The organism is Psychrobacter sp. Sarcosine-3u-12 (assembly GCF_002836005.1).
Lineage (GTDB): Bacteria > Pseudomonadota > Gammaproteobacteria > Pseudomonadales > Moraxellaceae > Psychrobacter > Psychrobacter okhotskensis.
The window spans coordinates 179,451-198,836 of record NZ_PJBY01000110.1; the positions used below are offsets into that span (position 1 = coordinate 179,451).

Sequence of the window (19,386 nt, forward strand, 5' to 3'; positions counted from 1 at the left end):
ATTCATGCTATGAATGCCAATTGGGTCAATACCTAGGGAATATTATGCAAGTTTATCTCGTCGGCGGCGCAGTACGTGATCGACTGTTAGGTCGTCCTATCAAAGACAAAGACTTCGTCGTCGTTGGGGCGACAGTAGCTGAGATGATAGCTGCTGGGTTTCAACAAGTCGGCGCAGATTTTCCTGTGTTTTTGCACCCTACCAGTCATGAAGAGTATGCGCTAGCTCGTACCGAACGTAAGCAAGGTCAAGGCTATCAAGGCTTTAGTGTTCATGCCAGTCCTGATATCAGCTTAAAAGACGATCTACAACGTCGCGACTTGACCGTCAATGCCATGGCAATCGAAGTTACTAGCCTCACTGACGCCACCCCTATCAGTGGCGAAGTGGTCGATTACTATGGTGGACTGGATGATATAAAAAGCAAAACCCTACGTCATGTCTCTAGTGCTTTTAGCGAAGACCCATTACGTGTTCTGCGAGTCGCGCGCTTTTATGGACGGTATTATGACTTGGGCTTTATCATCGCTGGCGAAACACTGGAATTGATGCGTCAGTTGGTCAGCTCGGGCGAACTAACACATTTAAGTAGCGAGCGCATTTGGCAAGAATCGAGCCGTGCAATGATGCAGGTCTCTCCTCAGGTATACTGGCAGCAACTGTTCGAAATCGATGCTTTAACAGAATACTTTGCGCCCTTACATCAGACGTGGAGCATTAACGGTCACATAAGAGAGACGGTACAGACCGCACTGTATTTCGCGGGTCAAATGCAATTGAACTTATCACAACGCTGGGCGTTATTACTGTCGAGCCTTAATCCGGCGTTATTCGGTTTAGTACCCAGTGAAACGATGTCTGCCACAAAAGCCATTACTGAAATAGGCAACACCGCCAAAATACCAAAAGCCCAAACTCAGTTTGCGACTTTATTCGTGCAACAAGGCGAAAAATTAAAGCGTATAAACGAGTTGAGCCCGAGCGAAAAAATAGACCTTATTCAAGCCTATAGTGCTCATAAAGAGCCTGATAAGCTCTCGCAACTGCTAGTAACCAGTCACGTGTTACAGCTCGCTTCTCAGCACCGTGAGATGATGTTAGCTCTAGGCAGCTTCCATGCTATTGGCGTCAAAGATATCGAATCAGACCTCAAAGGTCCAGCGATTGGTGCTGCATTGCGACAAGCCAGAATTGAACACTTACAAGCGCACGATATGTCATCAATACCTTCTGAAAAGATGGCTTAGAAATCACTCTTCAATGTCTATTAAAACCTAACTATGAATCAAAAACTTAAGATATCTTTAACAGAAAATACTGTTGCACCAGTGATGCTGGTGACTGGCAGCGCCAAGCGTATTGGTGCCGCTATTATTCGTGCCGCACACTATCAGGGCTATCGGGTGATTATCCATTGTCATCATAGTAAGAATGCAGCAAATACCCTAGCCAATGAGCTAAATGAAAATCGAGCCGATAGTGCCGTGGTAATCGTCGCTGATTTGGCAATCGTTAATGACAGCTCGGCTCTTAGCCAGTTCATCCAAAATATCATAGGAAGTTTTGGTCAGCTCGATGTGCTGGTACATAATGCGTCACGGTTTTATCCGAGTCCGCTTGGTAGTATCGAAAACGCGCAATGGGACGAATTGTTTTTGACTAATGCAAAAGCGCCCTTACTATTAAGCCAAGCGTTATATCCCTATCTTAAAGCACGGCAAGGTTGCATCATTAGCCTACTCGATATCCATGCACACAATAAGCCATTCAGCACTTATACCATCTATAACATGGCGAAAGCCGCTCACCGAATGATGGTACAATCTCTCGCACTCGATATGGCACCTGATGTACGTGTCAATGGCGTTGCCCCTGGAGTCAATATTTTGCCTGAGACTGATAGCGATCAAGCGCTTGATGATGAGCAACAACAAAGCATCGTTAGCTCCATTCCTATGCAAAGAATAGGAATGCCTGATGAAATTGCGCATAGTGTGCTATATTTGGCTAAAGCAAGTTATGTAACCGGCGAGATAGTCGCGGTAGATGGTGGACGTAGTTTGACGCTGGCCGGTGGCAGTTATTAACAAGCCGTCAAATACTCTACGCGATTTGCTAACTTTTACTTGAAAAATAAAAAAAATCAGGTATCATTGTGCGTCTACCGTTAGGGCCCATAGCTCAGTTGGTTAGAGCAGAGGACTCATAATCCTTTGGTCGTAGGTTCAAGTCCTACTGGGCCCACCATATTCAAACCCTTGCAGTCATTGACTCGTAAGGGTTTTTTATTGTCTAAAATTTATGGGAACGCATTTATGTAATTAATTTTTTGATACTATCTTGATACTTTGACCCTTATAGTAATTAAAGTATGATAACTACTAACACTATGGTTATGTACTGCTGCATGGGTGATATATGAAGGTTAGACTTACCAAAAAATTTATTGATTCAATAGACTATACCGCTAAAGGTACTGATATCTATATGGATGATGTATTAACTGGATTTGCGCTACGTGTAGGTAAGCAGTCTAAACGCTATACATTACATAAGCGTATAAATGGAAAGCTATATCGAGATGAAGTAGAAGAAACACACTTGATTACGCTAACCGAAGCACGTGAAAAAGCCAGCATAATGATGGCAAATATAAAAAAAGGTATGCATGTTTATGATGGTCTTCACGAGAACTTGGAAGAGCCGAAAAATAAGACTAATAGCGTACCAACTCTCAAGGAGGCATATGACTACTTCAAATCAACAAAGACGGGCTTAGCCGAAGGCACTATAACCACTTATGATCGTCAAATACTAAATAAGCTGAAAGACTGGCTAAATATCTCTCTAAATGATATTACTAAGTCAATGATAAGTGATAAACATAAAGAGATAAGTAAGCATAGCGAAGCTCAGGCTAATGCAACTATGAGAGCTCTGAGATCAGTTTGGAATTACTGCCGTGATAGCTTTTTAGATGATGACGAAGACTTTTTAATCAAAGAGCAACCTATACGCATACTTAATGCAAAGAAAGATTGGAATAGAGTTAAGCCACGTACCAAACATATAGAAGAAGAATATTTAGGTACGTACCTAAAAACGCTTTTAAACTATGTTGATAGAAGCTCACACATGCAAGCGCCTCATAGCAATAATGCACGAGATATCATGCTACTTTTTATGTTCACTGGTGTGCGTTTAAACGAAGCACAGTCTTTAAAGTGGTCTGACATCGACCTTAAGGCGGGCAGGATAATATTCAAAGATACCAAAAATGGTTCTGATTATCATATGCCTACTAGTAATATTTTACAGGCCCTGCTCGAAGAAAGGTGGAGAATTAGTTCTGGTAAGCAATGGGTATTCCCAAGTGACTTGCAAGCCAGCGACAACCATATAAAAGATTTAAGTGGTAGTTATAGAGCAATAGGTAATCAAGCAAACCTATATATTACGCCTCATGACTTGCGTCGTACTTTTGGCACAGTAGCCAATAGCTTAAATATCAGCTATCCAGTCCTTAAACGCTTGCTCAATCATCGTGAAGCTAAATCGAGCGATGATGTCACTCTACAGTATATTCAAGTATCACAGCGCCAATTAAGAGACGCTTTAAACTCAATAGAGTCTTTCTATTGTCAGCATGCTTGCTTGACACAAGCTGAAATAATCAGTAAATATTACTAACCTACTAAAATCCCAAAAAGAGTTCTTTAAAATGTCGTCAACTGATTTAGTCAGAACAAGCCGTGATGGTGACCAGTTTCACTATTTATGGGCATCAAGAAGAGCTTTATTACTGCTACAGTCCGATTCCAAATTAAAGCTAATAACGATAGAAGGAGTCTCTTCTGTTGAGCTAGGTGACCAGCATGTTTCTGATGGAGAATATGTGGTTGACGTCGCTGAATATTATGGCGGAGAAAGTTTTGAGACAGCTGATAGCATAAAATATTATCAGCTAAAGCATACGACGAAAAGTAAAGAAACTCCTTTTGACCCAAGTAAACTAAGAAATACGATAAAAGGTTTCAGCGACCGCTACAAAGCTCTTATTGAGGTTATTGGTAAAGAATCAGCCCAAGCTAAGCTCAAGTTTATATTCGTATCGAACAGATCTATTAATGAAGGCTTTCATGAGAGTATCAAACAAGTAGCTTTAGGGCACTCTACTAATCTGACTAATCAAAGAAAACTTGAGCTATATACAGGCTTAAACGGTCACCATCTCTCTGACTTTTGTAAATTAATAACTTTTGATATCACTGCTGACGATTACTGGGAACAACGTAATATTCTTGCCTCAGAAACCGCGACTTATCTCGCTGGTTCTGACGCACACTCCCCTATTAGCTTAAAAGAGCTAATCACGAGAAAGGCGTTAAGCGAAAGTCAAAATAGCAACTCTATTAATAAAATCGACGTTTTAAGAACGCTTAATACGAATGAAGATGCTCTGTTTCCAGTGAAAAATCTAATTAAGACAGTTGAGAACCCTATTCAACGTGATCAAGAGCAAGAACTTACTAGCCAGATTATTGATGATAATTTCAATGTTTTTATAATTCAAGCAGAAGGTGGTGTTGGCAAAACTATCTTTGCTTCTCACATTCATGAATACCTACCTGAAGATTCAATCTCTATTGTTTACGATTGTTTTGGAGATGGGGATTATAGAAACACCTCAACTTTAAGGCATACTCACAGGACAGCTTTGGTTCAAATAGCTAATGAACTAGCAGCAAAAGGGTTATCCCATCCTTTAATTCCAAGCTCCTCAGCTACAGATTTCGATTATATTAAAGCATTTTTATCAAGAATTGAGCAAGCCGCAGAGAAGCTTAGCTACATTAACCCTAACGCAATCCTTTCGATTGTGATTGATGCCGCTGATAACGCTCAAATGGCAGCTGAAGAATTTGGAGAAGTCAGATCTTTTATTAAAGACTTAATCAAAGAATCTTTTCCTGACAATGTCAAATTAATTAGTTTCTGTAGACCCTACAGATTGACGTTACTTGATGCACCTTCAGCAGTTAAGTTACTGAATTTAAACCCCTTTACTCTTGAAGAGACTAAGCATAATTTAGAAAAACACTATGATCAAATATCGCCTGCAGATGTGTCGGAATTTCACAGACTAACATCTCAAAATCCACGTATCCAATATATGGCACTGGCAAAAGAGCAAAGCTTACCAGAAACCCTACGCTTCTTCGGTACAAACCCTAAAAGCATTGAAGACACTATAAGTGATTTATTAGAAGCAGCCGTCGATAAGATTAAAGAAGATAACTTTATTGAGAGCGCCAAAATAGACAAGCTGTGTGAGTCTATTGCGATTCTTAGACCTCTACTACCTATCGAGGTACTCGCGAAAATATCACAGGTTCCTGAAGAGCAAATCAGAAGCTTTATCGCAGATATTGGTGGACATCCCATTCGGTTACTAGATGATTATATCCAATTTATTGATGAACCAACAGAAACTTGGTTTAGAGACAAGTATCGTCCCAAAGACAGTCAACAACTTGGAGCTTATATCACTACGCTCAAACCTCTGGTTAGCGACTCACATTATGTTGCCTCAGTTTTACCACAGCTAATGCTAGAGGCTGAGGAATATGAAGATCTTTTCGATGCAGTCTTAAGCTCTAAACTTCTACATGAAACCTCCTCACTAGAAAGAAGACACATTGAAGTACAACGGCTTCAATTTGCAATCAAAGCAGGCATTAAGCTTAATAGGTTAGTTGATGTTGCTAAGCTAGCATTAATGGCTGGGGGTGAAAGTGCCGCTCAAACCCGACAAAATGCTTTAATAGCAGAAAATTTAGACTTAGCTTCAGTTTTTTTTGATGATAACAAGTTACAAGAGTTAATCGCTAACGATATTTTCACTTTAGAAAATAAATGGCTAGGTGCAAAATTCGCCTATGAAGCGCAACTGCTTTCATATAAAGAAAACTTAATGAGTGAAGCAAGAAGTAAACTTCGAGTAGCTGAAGACTGGCTTCATAGCTTGTTCAAGCAACCTGAAGATGAAAGATATCATACAGGAGTTGATGATAAAGATATTGTGCGGCTATTTATTGCTCATTTCAACATACATGGCGCTGAACAAAGCTTAATTTGGCTGAATAAATGGAAACCAAAATCAGTAATCTATGTGGTAGCAACTCAAGTAGCACAGGAATTTCTACTTTACAACAAGTTGGCAGATTTAAAGTCCATGCTACAACATGCCAGCAATAACATTTATTTCACATTGGGTATAGTAAACGAAACCGTTAAACATAACTATGATATTCCCGCTCAATATTTATCAAGATCTTTCAAAATTATAAGTCGTAAAGGCGTTTTGATTAAATTGGAAGATGGTATTAAAACTATAAGTTTGAATACCATAACGAACTATCTACTTGCCTGTTATAGGTCTGGAGTCTGTAATAACATAACTGCCTCAGATGTATTATCTCGTTATATGCCAACTAGACTCCCTTATGAACTTGAAGATACTCGTGGTCACTATGAAAAATCAATATATATGCTTGCTTATGCATTATTAGCTAAGTGGCAAGCTAGCGAATTAACAATAGAAGACATTATTGACGAAGACACTAAAGAAAAAATCGAAGAATCTAACAGTTCATCTGAACTGAATGAAATTACCAATAATATTGAAAAATTAATTCCTTGGTATAAATTGTTAGCTGATAGCCTGTTATCTACGTCAACCATTTCAGGTATTGAAGAGTCGATTATTATGGTTTTAAATGACTCCTATCTCCCTAAGACAGATGAATATCGCTTTAATCGTAGTATGGCAGAAGACATTGTATGGGCATGGTTTAAAATTATCATTACTAATAGTCAAAACATAAAACAGTTAGTACAGGAGTTATTTGATTATTTAAGTATTAGGAAAATTACATTACTTCCTAGAACCCTAAATGAGTTTACAAAAATATGCTGTCAGCATTCTGAACTTAAAGAACTCGCTTACGATTTGAGCCAAAAAAACTTCGAGAGAGCAATTAAAGCTCAAGTAAATGCAAATGAGATACTGGACGATATTGTAGAAGTTGCGAGAGCAATACTACCGTTAGATACCAAGCAGGCTGAGTCATATTTTAATAAAGCTATAGAAGTCAGTAGTAAGATTGGCGATGAAAACTTTTCTCGATGGGAAGCTTTAATTTATCATGCTTCTAATACCAATGGGTTAATGTATAGTGAACAACCTGAACTAGCCTACAGATTCGCTAGATGTTCTGAGCTCACATATAAATATATATACGAAGACCATTTTAACTGGGATGCAACCGTTAAAGCACTCGTTGATATCCATCCAAATTCAGCTTTAGCTATTGCAAGTAGATGGCGTGATAGACGTTTTGGAGAAGATGAATTAGTAATCAATACAATAGGAGAAAAGCTTTTAGAACATAAGCTTATCTCACCATTAGCACTTCTTTCCTTGCTTTGCTTAGAAGCAGGTTCTTATTTAAAAGAAATATTAGATAGTATTCAATTTAATAGTTTAGATAATGAAATCCAAAAGGCTGTGATTCTTATAGTCTATCAATATCAAGTTATACCTAATCCATCTGAAAACAATATAACTATACTTAAAAAGCTATACGATAATTACTCACTACAAATAGATGAAATACAACGGTTTTTAGATACCTATGAGCCTGATGAATTGAAATCAAAAGACTCCAGCTATGATTGTAGCTCTACAGTCGAGAGTATAGATTGGGGCAGCGTTTTTATCGACGATCAACTAGATAGCCAATACGATTATCAATCAGCTCAAGATAGATACCTAAGTATTAAAGAATATAGTTCATTAGATGATAGATACTATAGCGAGCTTCATAATAGGCTGTCCAATGCCTACGTTTACGATTATATAGAGTCGACCTTAAATGATCCAAAAATAGGAATATATAGATTAAACTTTATTTTGAAAACAATACCTGATAAATGGAAAAGACGTGAAGCCGTAAGAGAATGTTTTAGCGAACAATTCAAAGTATATTGTCGCAGGCATGCATTAGAACTATTTATCAGTCTTCGCTATGGTGACTTAAAGTTAATTACTGTAATGAGTTTAATATCTAATCTCCCAGAGAGTGAGTTACTTGGACAGGTATTATTAGGGCGTTCAGAAAGTGCGGAACTTCTAGATAGTGACCAACTATTTAACATGGTAAGCATGATTAGTAAAATCATCGATCCTGGAGACTCAAAAGACGTATTAGAATATGGTTTAACCTTGTTGGAACAAGATTTATCTGATGATATATCTGACGGTGAGTGGCTTGCTCACTTGATACCTCCAGATACTATTGAGGAAGCCTATGCAGGTTATCTTGTTTCAGGGCTAGCCTCACCATTTCTTTATACACGTTGGCTTAATGCTCATGCTGTCAAAGTACTGGGAGAGCTCCAACAAAAACCCGTATTAGATGCTTTAGTAAACCAAATAGACACTCAAGCTAATAAAGCTTTTATAGACAACCGTTTCAGTTGTTACAGTTATACTGCCCTTCAATGGTTGCTCATAGCTTTTTTAAAGGTTTCTAATGGACACACCAGCGCAATAGCACCTTATATTGACTTCTTCAAGTCTAATATAAATCCAGATAAACCTCACATTTTAATCCGTTTGTATTCTGCTAAAATTCTTCTGAACCTACATGAGCAAGATATTATTAGTTTAACACTGACTGAAGTAAAAGCTTACGAGTCAATTGGAACTTCAAATTTTGAGGTTATAGAAAAAGAAGCTGTTAATTTAGATGAATATCAGAATATCGATAAGTCTGAAGTAGATTCATTTGGTATTGATTTTGGACCTTATTGGATTGAGCCTCTTGGCGAACATTTTGGTTTACATGCCAAATATGCCTACTATGAAGTATCTCTTGTCAAAGATAGCTTGTTTAATAATCCGAATAAATTAACAGATCATAGACACTCATCTTCAATATATGAGTGGCAAGCAACAAATCATAGTCATGGCTCAGCACCAGAAGTAGAAGATTTAGAATTTTATAAAAACTATCATTCACTGATGATTGCGGCAGATATATTGCTAAATAAAAGGCCCTTAGTTCAACAAGACTGGGACACCTTTTCTTATTGGCTATCGAAGTATGATTTTACATTGCTGAATGGCGTTTGGCTATCGAACTATAGAGACCCTACACCTAAACGAACGACCGAGTGGCATATTGGTATAGAGCAGAATAGTCCAAGTTGGGAGTACAGTATGTCATCAAGCGACTTTGATGAACATTTAAATTTTGATAACGATTGGTTACCCATATGGGGTAGTTGGATAGAAGTACTTGATAGAAAAGAAAAAAGTTTTAACATGCGTTCAAGCTTAGTAAATCCTAAGACATCTTTTGCTTTATTACGTTCGTTGCAGTCTTACACAGACCCTAGCGATTATTGTTTACCAAAACAAGGCGATGACTTTAACATTGGCAACGGTATCTTTAATTTAACATCATTTATAACAGAATCTGAATGGTTCGATAATACCATTTTCGAGAAAGACCCTTGGTCAGCATCTATTGAGTATAGAAGTCTAAAGCCTACTGACAGTATTATTGAACTTATGAACATAAGCTGTGACTCACTTGGTAAGACTTGGTTTGATAAAAATGGTAGTGAAGTTATTAGAACGTCTTATTGGGGGCGTTTGCGCTCTCGTAATCAAGAGTACTCCCGTGGTACTAAAATGCTCGTTTCTAAGCATTTTCTCATCAGTATGCTTAAAGCTTTAAATATGAACTTAATAGTATCATTTTCAGGTGAACATCGACTTCATTCAAGACATGGAAAGGAGGAGGATTATTACAAGGAGTTTGGGTATATTCCTAATAGTAAAAAAGCATATTTAATCACTAAGGAAAGCGAACTATATGGATATTAACTCACTGAAGCAGTTAGGCAAGACCCTTATAAAAGAATATGGGCTTGAAAGCTCTACCAATACTTTAGAAAGATGGATGCTTCACTATTTAGCTGAACTTTTTGATAAAGAAAAAGAATGTAATAATCCCGACGAGACAAAAACCATTCAACTTGAAATTAAAGAAATAATTTTAGAGTTTTGGCGCTTAAGATATTGCTTAGCAGATGAAGATAGTTTATTTAAGAAAAACCAAGCCCTTATTGATACGTTAGAGAAGATAAGCCCTCAGTCCTTTATACCCATTAGCTCGTTTTTTAATCCCTATGATAGTAAAGACACACTTGAAGTTAGCGAAGCAGGATGGCAAGAAAGACTGTTAGCTATTGACAAATCGTCAAAAGTAGTCATGTCACATTGTGTCTTAAAACACCTTAACGATATTGCTGATAAAAACAGTGATATTGTGAAACTCATTGAGTCTATTGAAGCTTTTAACTCTCCAGAATCCTTTTTAAGTAGGTTTTATGGTGATGAGACAGTAGAGACAGATAAAATTGAAAATATAGAAGAACGCATTCAAAACTTAACTGTCTTTATCGATACAGCGGAGTCTGTAATTGAAGAATATAGGTCTGAGCTAGATAGCTTAGATGTTGATTCACATAATAAACCTAAATAATTTTGCTTATCTAGGACAGCCCCTAATTTAATTACTCGAACTTAATTGTTTCATAGCTGCTACTTGCAACGACAATGATTGTTAACTAGCTATCATCATGTTTAATTAACACAATCAAAAGATACCCTAGATATTTAAGCACCCCCGATGATGCATAATAGTGATCAGTGGTAGCCAAGTTTTTGTCAGAGTGTTTACGTTTTTTCTGTACTACCCTTACCTCATAGCCGTGGAAGTTTTCACGAGCACCGACACGTATTGAGCTGTTCAGACTGAAGTCTTTTTTAATATCACTTACAGCTTGCTCGCTATATGCCCTAACCTGCCAATGACTGGCATCAATAAGCTGACAACCTAACAGCATAAAACTCTGTAGCATCTTCAGCTGGGTTTCCTTAATACCGAAATGAATCGATGAGTTATTTAAGTTATGCTTATCCGTAAATATCTCAATAAACATTCTCAATTTCTCAGGATCCTTTATAGACATCTGATATGCCCTATCTAATGCTCTAATGATTACTTCCTGGTTTTTACTACCTTTAGGCCTACCTAATAATAGCCTATCATCGTCGAACAGCTCACTAGCGCGCAGATATAAGCATTTAGATTCATTTAGACTTATACCATGTCTAATAGCAACTTCAGGTAACAGTTTATCTCGAGAATTTATGTTTAGCCTCTGTAGCTCCTCTAGAAAACCTATAACGTCCGCATATTTAGGATGAATGAAAATTGAACTCGTATTCGACTCTTCAAGTTCATCCAAATTACCTTTCAACAGTTGGTGACTAGTATTGTTATCAGGTTCATCTACGTTCTTAAATAATGGTGTTTTATTAATAGCTATTTTTTTAAGTAAATATGATCTTATCTTATTTAGCTGCACCGTCTTTGTCGTTGCATCATAAGCAGTTTTGTCTTGTCTATATATAACAGAATAATCTAGTCCTGTTATTAAGTCTAAAACGGTTATAGGTAGCTCTAAGTAAGCGTTACTGAGCTGTTCCCCTGCCAGCAGATGAGCAGTATGAATATAATGCTCGAAGGTTGTGTCGCACGTTAAATGCCCTGCAAAGCTAGCCAGCCCAAACCAGGAGCCTTGATCCTTGTGATAGCCAAGGACGCCTTTTATTACTTTTTCGCACTGCTCATTATCATAATCAGTCATCACCTGTGCCAATGGCGACTTACTTAGTACTAACGCCAGCTGACTAATCGCAGTATGCCTAAAGCTATGAAATGTGAAGTCGTGCTTTCCTAGCAATCTGTCCCAAATTAACTTCATGAGATTACTAAAAACCACACTGGGTAATGGCTGATCGCCTGAACCTTGAGAAAACAAGTAACGACGCTTCAATCTTTTCTGCTGACGATATAACTGAATAAGTTGTTTTAGCTCGTCTTTCTTAAGTAGGCAGTTAATGGGTATAAGGCGGCTTGCGCTGCTACTTTTCAATCTCCGATAGCGATTTGGTCTTAACCATATTTGTGGCTGCTCTATTCGTTGTCCATGCTCATCAATATAGATGTCAGCTATATCACGAACTTTAACACCGATAAGTTCTTTGATTCGCAACCCTGTCCGATACGCAAGACTTAAGACTACTAAGCACAGGTTTTTCTGTTCATCGCCTAAATCCGAGTTGACCAGATACTCTTTCATCGCAAGATATATCCGAGGTGATATCATGTTCGCATTTACCACTTGGCGTTTATTACCCCACGGGAAATACACAAATGGCGCATTATAGTGCGCTCGCTGATAATCATGGAAAGCTCGTAGTCTGCCATAAGTAAATTTTTGAGTATCTTTGAGCTTATCCAGATATGAAACTTTATTTTTCTTTAAATACACATTATTCAAGACATTGAGACTACCTTGACTTAACACATCGTCTGCACAGCCAACTAAATCATCATCCGTATCTAGATTGTCTTCGCCAAAGTCTGATTCTTTGTTTAAAATAGACTGCTTTCTTCCATCCTTAATCTTACTTTGAATGATCTCCTCATATACAGCTTCAAAGTCCTCACCAGACCATTCATCAAGATTCTCATCCATTGTTAGCATCAGCCAATCCCGACCAATACATCCCAGATATTTACTAATGGTATCTAACCTGTTGTTACTATCACTCAACAAGCTTCTGACCCATCCTAAGAGACGCATGGCATTAGGCTGGGTAAACCCCTGTTGTAACAACTCTACTTGCATAATAGCTGATGCTTTACTGCCTTTAAGGGCATCTTGAACCTCTTTAATGAGATTCTTACTAAAATTTGGATACTCCCTACTATTGGTACCCTTTTCGTCAGATTCTGAAAAGCTTGCTACAAATAACTCTTCCCAAGTGAGCGGCTGTAGATTTGAGTTAATCACCTCTTGATTATAATTAATAAGCTTATTTGTGGTTAAGCCCGTCGTTTTAATCTTGCCCTGTCTAACAATAGCCAGTGCAGTGTCTATATCGCCTCCTTTCATTTGCCGCCAATGATAGTCAGCGTATTTTATTAACTGTGATAAATGCGGTTTACTTTTATCTTTATTTTGTAGTTTTAGCTTCTTACAAATATCACTGATAATGGTTTCAAACGACTTCACATCTTCTTTTTTTAACTTTTTATCTTTTAGCGCGTATAAAAAGCAAAGTGTCATATCATCAGGTATGTACTCTACATAGCGCTGTAAGCTTGTAGCAGATACATCCTCTGAGGTATGACTTTGCGTATAAGAACAACCGTAATTGTCATCATCAATACTGAGCAAGATTAGCGCCAAACTCTCGCTGCTGACACCTGAATCTGGTAATTCATCAGTTGCTGGTACCTTCAATTGATGTATGTCACGTTCGCCTAGGAGCCATTGATACAGTGCTTTTAACACATCTATGTCATTCAATCCCCCATACATCACGCTACAGTAGAGCACTGACTCAATCAAATCATTGTTTGAGAACCTTCTTTTCCGTTGCCATATCTCAATTATTTGCTGGCTAGCAAGGCTTACTTGAGCACCACTTACCATCCAATCATAGGATATTGTTAAATGATCACGCTCTGCTATGACTGGCACAACTGGTTCATCCATACTCAGTTCATGAGATTTGTTATAACTCCGTATGTATTCTAAAAATCCTTGTCTGGCTAAGTGATAGCTATGCGCAGTATCAAAATGCACCTCAAGTATGCTACCAATGGTTTGATAGTATTCAGTTAGGTCTGTTCCTGTGAGTATGTGATTGTCATCAATATACGCAGCTATCAAAAATTTTGCCTCATTTTTGATACTCTCATGACTCTTGCTTTTATTTTCTTCTCTTAACTGATGAGCAACGGCATTATCCATATATATTCACCTCAACTTGTCGTAGATTAAGCGCAACTGCAACTTTCTCTAAGTCAGCGGATAACGCTTTTAGCTCATTAATGGATAATGACGACATGGGATGCATAGCCTCCTGATCTGGATGTTCATGACCATATAGGGCGCAGATCAAATGCTCAGGAGACCTATTCGTTAGTAGTGAACGTAATTGGTGTCTTAGCCAATTATCTTGATGACTAAAAAAATGCTTTATCTGATAGCGAACCTTACTAGGCGTGATACCGTTAAAGCCTTTGGGATTTTGGCTAAATAGCTGAATGAGTGGCTGACTAGAGTTCAAAATTTTATTTATAGGAAATTGGTCATTGGGATATATAGAATTATGCATGACCGCAAATTGCTTGATATATTCAATATAATTTTGAATCGCTGTGATTAAGAAATCACTAAGAGGAATAAGCCTTCCCTGCCCTTGTCCCTGACGCTCTTCTTTATCCGACACCCATAACAGCCTTTGCCTAAAATCAAATTGATTTAAAAGCCCAGGCGCATGCTTTACGGGTCTAATACCAGTCTGAATAAAGATGATGTGCCATAACCAGACACCATAAGCATTAAACTGCTCAATATAACGGTCCTGCCTTATGCTTACGTTCCGCTTTAATCGACCGTTATAACTCTCAGTTGCTTCAGCAAGCTCATCAAAAAATCTTTGGCAGATATCAATATTTAAAGTCATGTCACTACCAATATATTTTTTATAACGATTGCTTTTCGTGCTAGACATACTAAGCTGTCGCAGCTCACCTTGGCTGTCCGCAGTACAGTATTCGGTCAATAGTTGTATGGCGCTGTAGTAAGTCTTCTCTAAGCTTATTGTCTCAATACTGGTGTAGTACAAGGGCGAGCTGTGTTTCACATCAACTCCAGTAATCATGTCGGCATGTAATGGCTCTTGCAGCTCATTCTTTATAACTGTATATAAACAAGCGTCAATATGCTGATTTGATAACACCGGTAGCTCTAGTTTCACTTTCAAGCTTGCCAGCACTTCAGACACTTCATTGCCATCCACCGAAAACTTATTTTCAATAACTGCTTGTAGCCTCGCTGGCAGAGGTAATTTAAATTCATTATCATGGCTTTGACGATGTGGCAATAAGTGGCTTCTACGATTTGAAGTTACGTTAATAGTATTACTCATAGCATAACTATCAGCAGCCGAACCGCTCTCATGACTCAACCACTTGCGCTGACTTTTATCCAGTTCTAACTCATAAATCACGTCTTGAATCTTCCGACCACTTAGTAGTGATAGTAATATGACCGCATAAACCTGACGCTGTTTATAGCTAACAACGCCAAAAAGCTGCCACACCCGAGCAAATAACATCTGATAGCTCAGTAGACTTAGTTGACGTAGATTAGTAGGAAAATGAAACTGGTTACGGCGGGCATGTCGATAATTGTTTTTTAGCTTCCATTGCTGTAATTCTGAGGATTTAGCGGTTGTCCTGGAAGGCTTAAAATCATTATCTAAGAGCGCAGGCGGGTCATCATCAGCAGTATTTTCAGCGTCCGCCACGTTATCATTTTTATGGGGTTTGCCAAATACTGTTGCTCTTAATGGTTCATCAGTACAATCAAGGTATCGCTTATTAGAGTGTTCTTTACTAAGCTCATTGTTTTGTGAGTTGGTATAGGTTTTACCCACAAACGCTTTATTCTCTGCAACAACTTCATAGGCAAGTCTTATTTGACCAATTTTACCAGCCAACTTTTGATTAACCACTTTACCTGACTCTTCATCACTTCTTATCTTAGCCTCATATACGCGTAATGCTGCTAGTGCCTTCGTCAGTGAAACATGTTGAGCATGGATATTAATCAGTTTTTTAACAATCTCAGATTGTGGGTTATTGTCCTTTAACCCCATCCTTAGACGCACACTTAGCTGACTGACTTTGGCAGAGTGCTCATCCTTACGTATAGCAATCATAATAATTATTTGCAGATATGCACTCATAAACTGCCACGCTTCATCATCCCTACGTGCTTGGCCATACCTCTGGTAAAACAAGACCAGCATATAAGTGACTGCCCAAGCCTCGATCTTTTTCTCTTTGACGACTTCCCTGACAATAGCTTCACATTCAGACGATGCAAATACTGGCATATCTATGTTGGCATGTTCACTGATATGTAGGCAAAAGCCTGGATTAATATAAAGAGTATTAATAATCAGACTTTGTACCTTTATACAGTACGGTGAATCCAGTGGCACTAGATGATCTAAAACCCTCTGTAATTCGCTGTTATCAAACTGCTTTATATTCATTAGGGTGCACCACTCAACCAGCTCATACTTTGAGGAATACCTAGAACTCGCTCTTCTAGTGCAAACTTACATTGGCGATATTCATAACTACTCTGGCTAATACCTGCAAAATGGCAATACTCTCTTACAGTCAGTTGCTTAACCCCCATAAGCTGACATATAACACTTTGAGGCGCCGTACTTTTAAGCGCTTTAAACAAATCAGGATGGTGAATACCTTTCAAGAAAATTAAGTCTATAACATCCCTCCATGCGAGCTGCTGAACATCTTTAATGCTTTCAGGAATTATTAAACATGGGTAATCACTACTACTCTCGAACCTTAAGACCTGATCGACTCTTTGGAAATCATTAAAGAAATAAAAAGTACCGTCCTCTCCATCAATCAAACGAAGTGGTGGACGGTAGAAGTTGTCCAAAGACTTCATATTGATATAAGTCGTTTTAGGTCTCAATCTCTGCCAGACACATAAAGGCGCTTTAGCATACGGATGTACATATAAATCATCCTTACTAGGATTGGCAAGTTTTTGCCCAACCTTAAGTTTATTATTTTTCATCATATAAATAATAACAGTGAATATAATTCATGTTATCCAATAATCATCTAGGTGTCAAACGCTTTAGTGTTGTGGGGCTTAACATCGTAAAATAATTAGTATTATTAAGCAGTTAGTATTATTTTAGGCATAAAAAAACCTCTTGAAACTATAAAGAATATAGCTTTAAGAGGTTATTGATTTTTATACTTTTATTAGGTAAGAAGGTTAAGCTTGGGGTTTGGTCGATTGTGACGGGGCAAAGCTATGCTATTAACTTATAACCCCAAATAACACGTTACCGAACGATTTTGTACATTAAACTCACCGCCTTGAAGGTTATCCAAATCATCTGTGGTGGTCTTAAAGATTGGCTTTAGCTCTATAAAGTTATTATTTTTAAAGTAGAGTACATCATAGATATAGTCAGTCTCAGGCTGATAAAACAGCTCTAAGCGTGATAAGTCGTAGCCACGATAAGTCGCATTGATAAAATCAACGTAATAATGTACGCCTTGATTATCTTGTACTACAGAGATGTTTTTAATAACATTATTAATGGCAGCTGGCAGGTTCTTACGATAATCAGATTTGACATAAGCGACCGAACCTACCCCAGATTGATACTGTTCTCCCATAAATGTTTCTTTAAAAAAATTATATCTTTCATCAAACCCACAGCTATTTTCAAACCAGCCGACTAGTCCAACTAAATCTAGCTTTTCGGTAGGCTTTGGTGATACCTTTCTAACTTGAGGTGTACTTTGACTGGGCATAGCCGAAGTGGTCGCATTTTGCAAATCGGTCATGACTGTATTCATCTCACTACAGCCTGACAAAGCTAAGCCTGCGCTCACTATTGCTGCCAGCGTTATGGTTCGCAAAGGACTTTTTATTATCGTTCTCATACTGGTAGTTCTCCATCTCTTTATTAGTTATTTAAATACTATATTGTCATCAGACAATTTTTTTGCTCAGCTATTTAAGGCCAATAGCATAGTTCCATGGTTGCTGCTGAAGATCATAGGTTTGAATCGCTTTAAGCTTGAAGTCTTTACGGTTATAGCTGCTAGGACTACTCCCAAGCTTGGTCTCGAGTTTATCCATAGTTGGATAGTAGTCATCTTCGCTAAAACTGCCGAGTAGCTTTTTACCCATAAACTTAAGATACTCACTGTTATAACCACCTATCTCAAACTCGGTGTAGTAGTTATCTTGATCTTTATTAACGACTAGACTGTCAGGTAACTCAATACGAGAAGGACAGTTAAAACATCCTGGTATAAACTTAATATCGCTAAGCTTAGCTTGGTTAAGAATATCTACTGCTTTAGTCGTTTTCGAATTGAAATTAACGCCACTTGAGGTTGCTTTATAATCACATTTTTCAGTGTTTGGAGAGATTTTAATATGCGTTATTAGGTTACGACTATTGACACTCACGTTGACGTTGCAATCGTAAGCATCGCTATTATTATAACTACTACCATTCTGTTTTTTTAGACCAAGCTTATACTGACTGCTCAAAGTTTTAACATCCTTACCCAAAGAGCTTGGTGTTAAGAAGCTATTATAATCGGCAGCTATAGCGGGAGCACTTAGTAACAAACCAAGCATGATACCTAGACTAAACGTTTTTTTGTTCATAATGCATATTCCTATATCAGTTGTTTAATAATCGATTTTAGTTTATTTCTGTATTATATGCACTACTAGTTTAATAATGCACCTAATCTTGCTACCCATTGATCAGCATCTGTACTATCTGTAGTAAAAAAATCATACCTAGGCTGCTCAGGATTTCTAATATAAACGCTAACATAATACTTACTCATCGAGCTTAGAGTGGCGCCATATTGATTTTGAGTTTCCACTCCTTGAGAATATGCTTGCCAACGCTGTACATCATTGAAGTTACATACAAGCACCTGCGGACGCGTTTTAGGGTCAAGGGTAAAGGCAATGCGTCTAGCTTGTGCATCAATCAAAATACCTACCGACTCATAATCTACATTGAAGTTGTGATCTTGTACCAAGTGACGTTTGAAGTAGTCATGGGTATTTTGAAAGTAAGGCGGAATTTTGTCGTACTTACTTTCTGTAATAAGTGCTTTAATAAATGTGCTCAATATAGAATATATAAAGCCAAGTATCCCAAATATTACATATATAATGATTAGCCAGCCCACGCTACCAACAATAAGCATGAACAGAGCAGATAAAATCGCGACGACTATCCAAAAGTTCTTATTAGTAAGCAGCTGTGTTAGCTGGCTTGGTTTATCTAAGTCAAACTTAGGAGCGTTATTGTCAGGCGCAAATACAGTTTGAATGGTCATAATGATGATTCTCTAATCAGTTAGAGGGAGATTACTACGCTGCTTTATACACATGACAAAAATCAGCTTTTTACATATTAGTAGCAATACTACGTTATTCGTAAGGCCAACATCTTTGGCTTGTACAGTAGCTTTAGCTAATACAGTCATTGGCAGTGCTAGATAAAAAAATTTTAGAAAAACTAATAGACAATCCTTGTGATGATTTTTAGTCTATAAATAC

The 19,386-nt window shown here is 37.9% G+C and carries 11 protein-coding genes and 1 tRNA gene; 6 read left to right on the plus strand and 6 right to left on the minus strand.

Annotated elements, in window-relative coordinates; genetic code table 11:
• Positions 1 to 44: 44 nt before the first annotated feature.
• The 6 genes from CXF65_RS14265 (at position 45) to CXF65_RS14290 (ending at position 10,619) form a co-directional block, all read left to right on the plus strand.
• Entirely contained in the window at positions 45 to 1,247 is a 1,203-nt protein-coding gene (locus tag CXF65_RS14265; RefSeq protein ID WP_101212716.1) for a tRNA nucleotidyltransferase, read from the plus strand.
• Positions 1,248 to 1,280: 33 nt separating this feature from the next.
• Positions 1,281 to 2,087, plus strand: a complete 807-nt coding sequence (locus CXF65_RS14270) for a pteridine reductase (protein WP_101212718.1) — start codon at positions 1,281 to 1,283, stop codon at positions 2,085 to 2,087.
• Positions 2,088 to 2,170: 83 nt separating this feature from the next.
• A tRNA-Ile gene (locus CXF65_RS14275) sits at positions 2,171 to 2,247 on the plus strand.
• Between the two features lie 171 nt (positions 2,248 to 2,418).
• The gene (locus CXF65_RS14280; protein ID WP_101212720.1) at positions 2,419 to 3,690 is read left to right on the plus strand and encodes a tyrosine-type recombinase/integrase; all 1,272 of its coding nucleotides are present in this window, start codon (positions 2,419 to 2,421) and stop codon (positions 3,688 to 3,690) included.
• 31 nt (positions 3,691 to 3,721) lie between these two features.
• Positions 3,722 to 9,958 carry a hypothetical protein gene (locus CXF65_RS14285; protein ID WP_101212722.1) on the plus strand — a complete coding sequence of 2,079 codons (6,237 nt, stop codon included), beginning with the start codon at positions 3,722 to 3,724 and terminating at the stop codon, positions 9,956 to 9,958.
• Positions 9,948 to 10,619 carry a hypothetical protein gene (locus CXF65_RS14290; RefSeq protein ID WP_101212724.1) on the plus strand — a complete coding sequence of 224 codons (672 nt, stop codon included), beginning with the start codon at positions 9,948 to 9,950 and terminating at the stop codon, positions 10,617 to 10,619. Before CXF65_RS14285 ends, CXF65_RS14290 begins: the two co-directional genes overlap by 11 nt.
• A gap of 85 nt (positions 10,620 to 10,704) precedes the next feature.
• Here CXF65_RS14290 and CXF65_RS14295 read toward each other — a convergent pair whose 3' ends face one another.
• The 6 genes from CXF65_RS14295 to CXF65_RS14320 all read right to left on the minus strand — a co-directional run bounded on the left by CXF65_RS14295 (position 10,705) and on the right by CXF65_RS14320 (position 19,163).
• Positions 10,705 to 13,968, minus strand: coding sequence for a site-specific integrase (locus CXF65_RS14295; RefSeq protein ID WP_101212726.1), 3,264 nt, complete (start codon positions 13,966 to 13,968; stop codon positions 10,705 to 10,707).
• On the minus strand, positions 13,961 to 16,285 hold the full coding sequence (locus CXF65_RS14300; protein ID WP_101212728.1) for a hypothetical protein: 2,325 nt from the start codon (positions 16,283 to 16,285) through the stop codon (positions 13,961 to 13,963). Before CXF65_RS14300 ends, CXF65_RS14295 begins: the two co-directional genes overlap by 8 nt.
• On the minus strand, positions 16,285 to 16,848 hold the full coding sequence (locus tag CXF65_RS14305) for a hypothetical protein (RefSeq protein ID WP_101212730.1): 564 nt from the start codon (positions 16,846 to 16,848) through the stop codon (positions 16,285 to 16,287). The genes CXF65_RS14300 and CXF65_RS14305 overlap by 1 nt, the downstream gene beginning before the upstream one ends.
• Before the next feature lie 254 nt (positions 16,849 to 17,102).
• Positions 17,103 to 17,732, minus strand: a complete 630-nt coding sequence (locus tag CXF65_RS14310; RefSeq protein WP_101212731.1) for a hypothetical protein — start codon at positions 17,730 to 17,732, stop codon at positions 17,103 to 17,105.
• 70 nt (positions 17,733 to 17,802) lie between these two features.
• Positions 17,803 to 18,471, minus strand: a complete 669-nt coding sequence (locus tag CXF65_RS14315) for a hypothetical protein (protein WP_101212733.1) — start codon at positions 18,469 to 18,471, stop codon at positions 17,803 to 17,805.
• Between the two features lie 65 nt (positions 18,472 to 18,536).
• On the minus strand, positions 18,537 to 19,163 hold the full coding sequence (locus CXF65_RS14320; protein ID WP_101212735.1) for a hypothetical protein: 627 nt from the start codon (positions 19,161 to 19,163) through the stop codon (positions 18,537 to 18,539).
• Positions 19,164 to 19,386 lie beyond the last annotated feature (223 nt).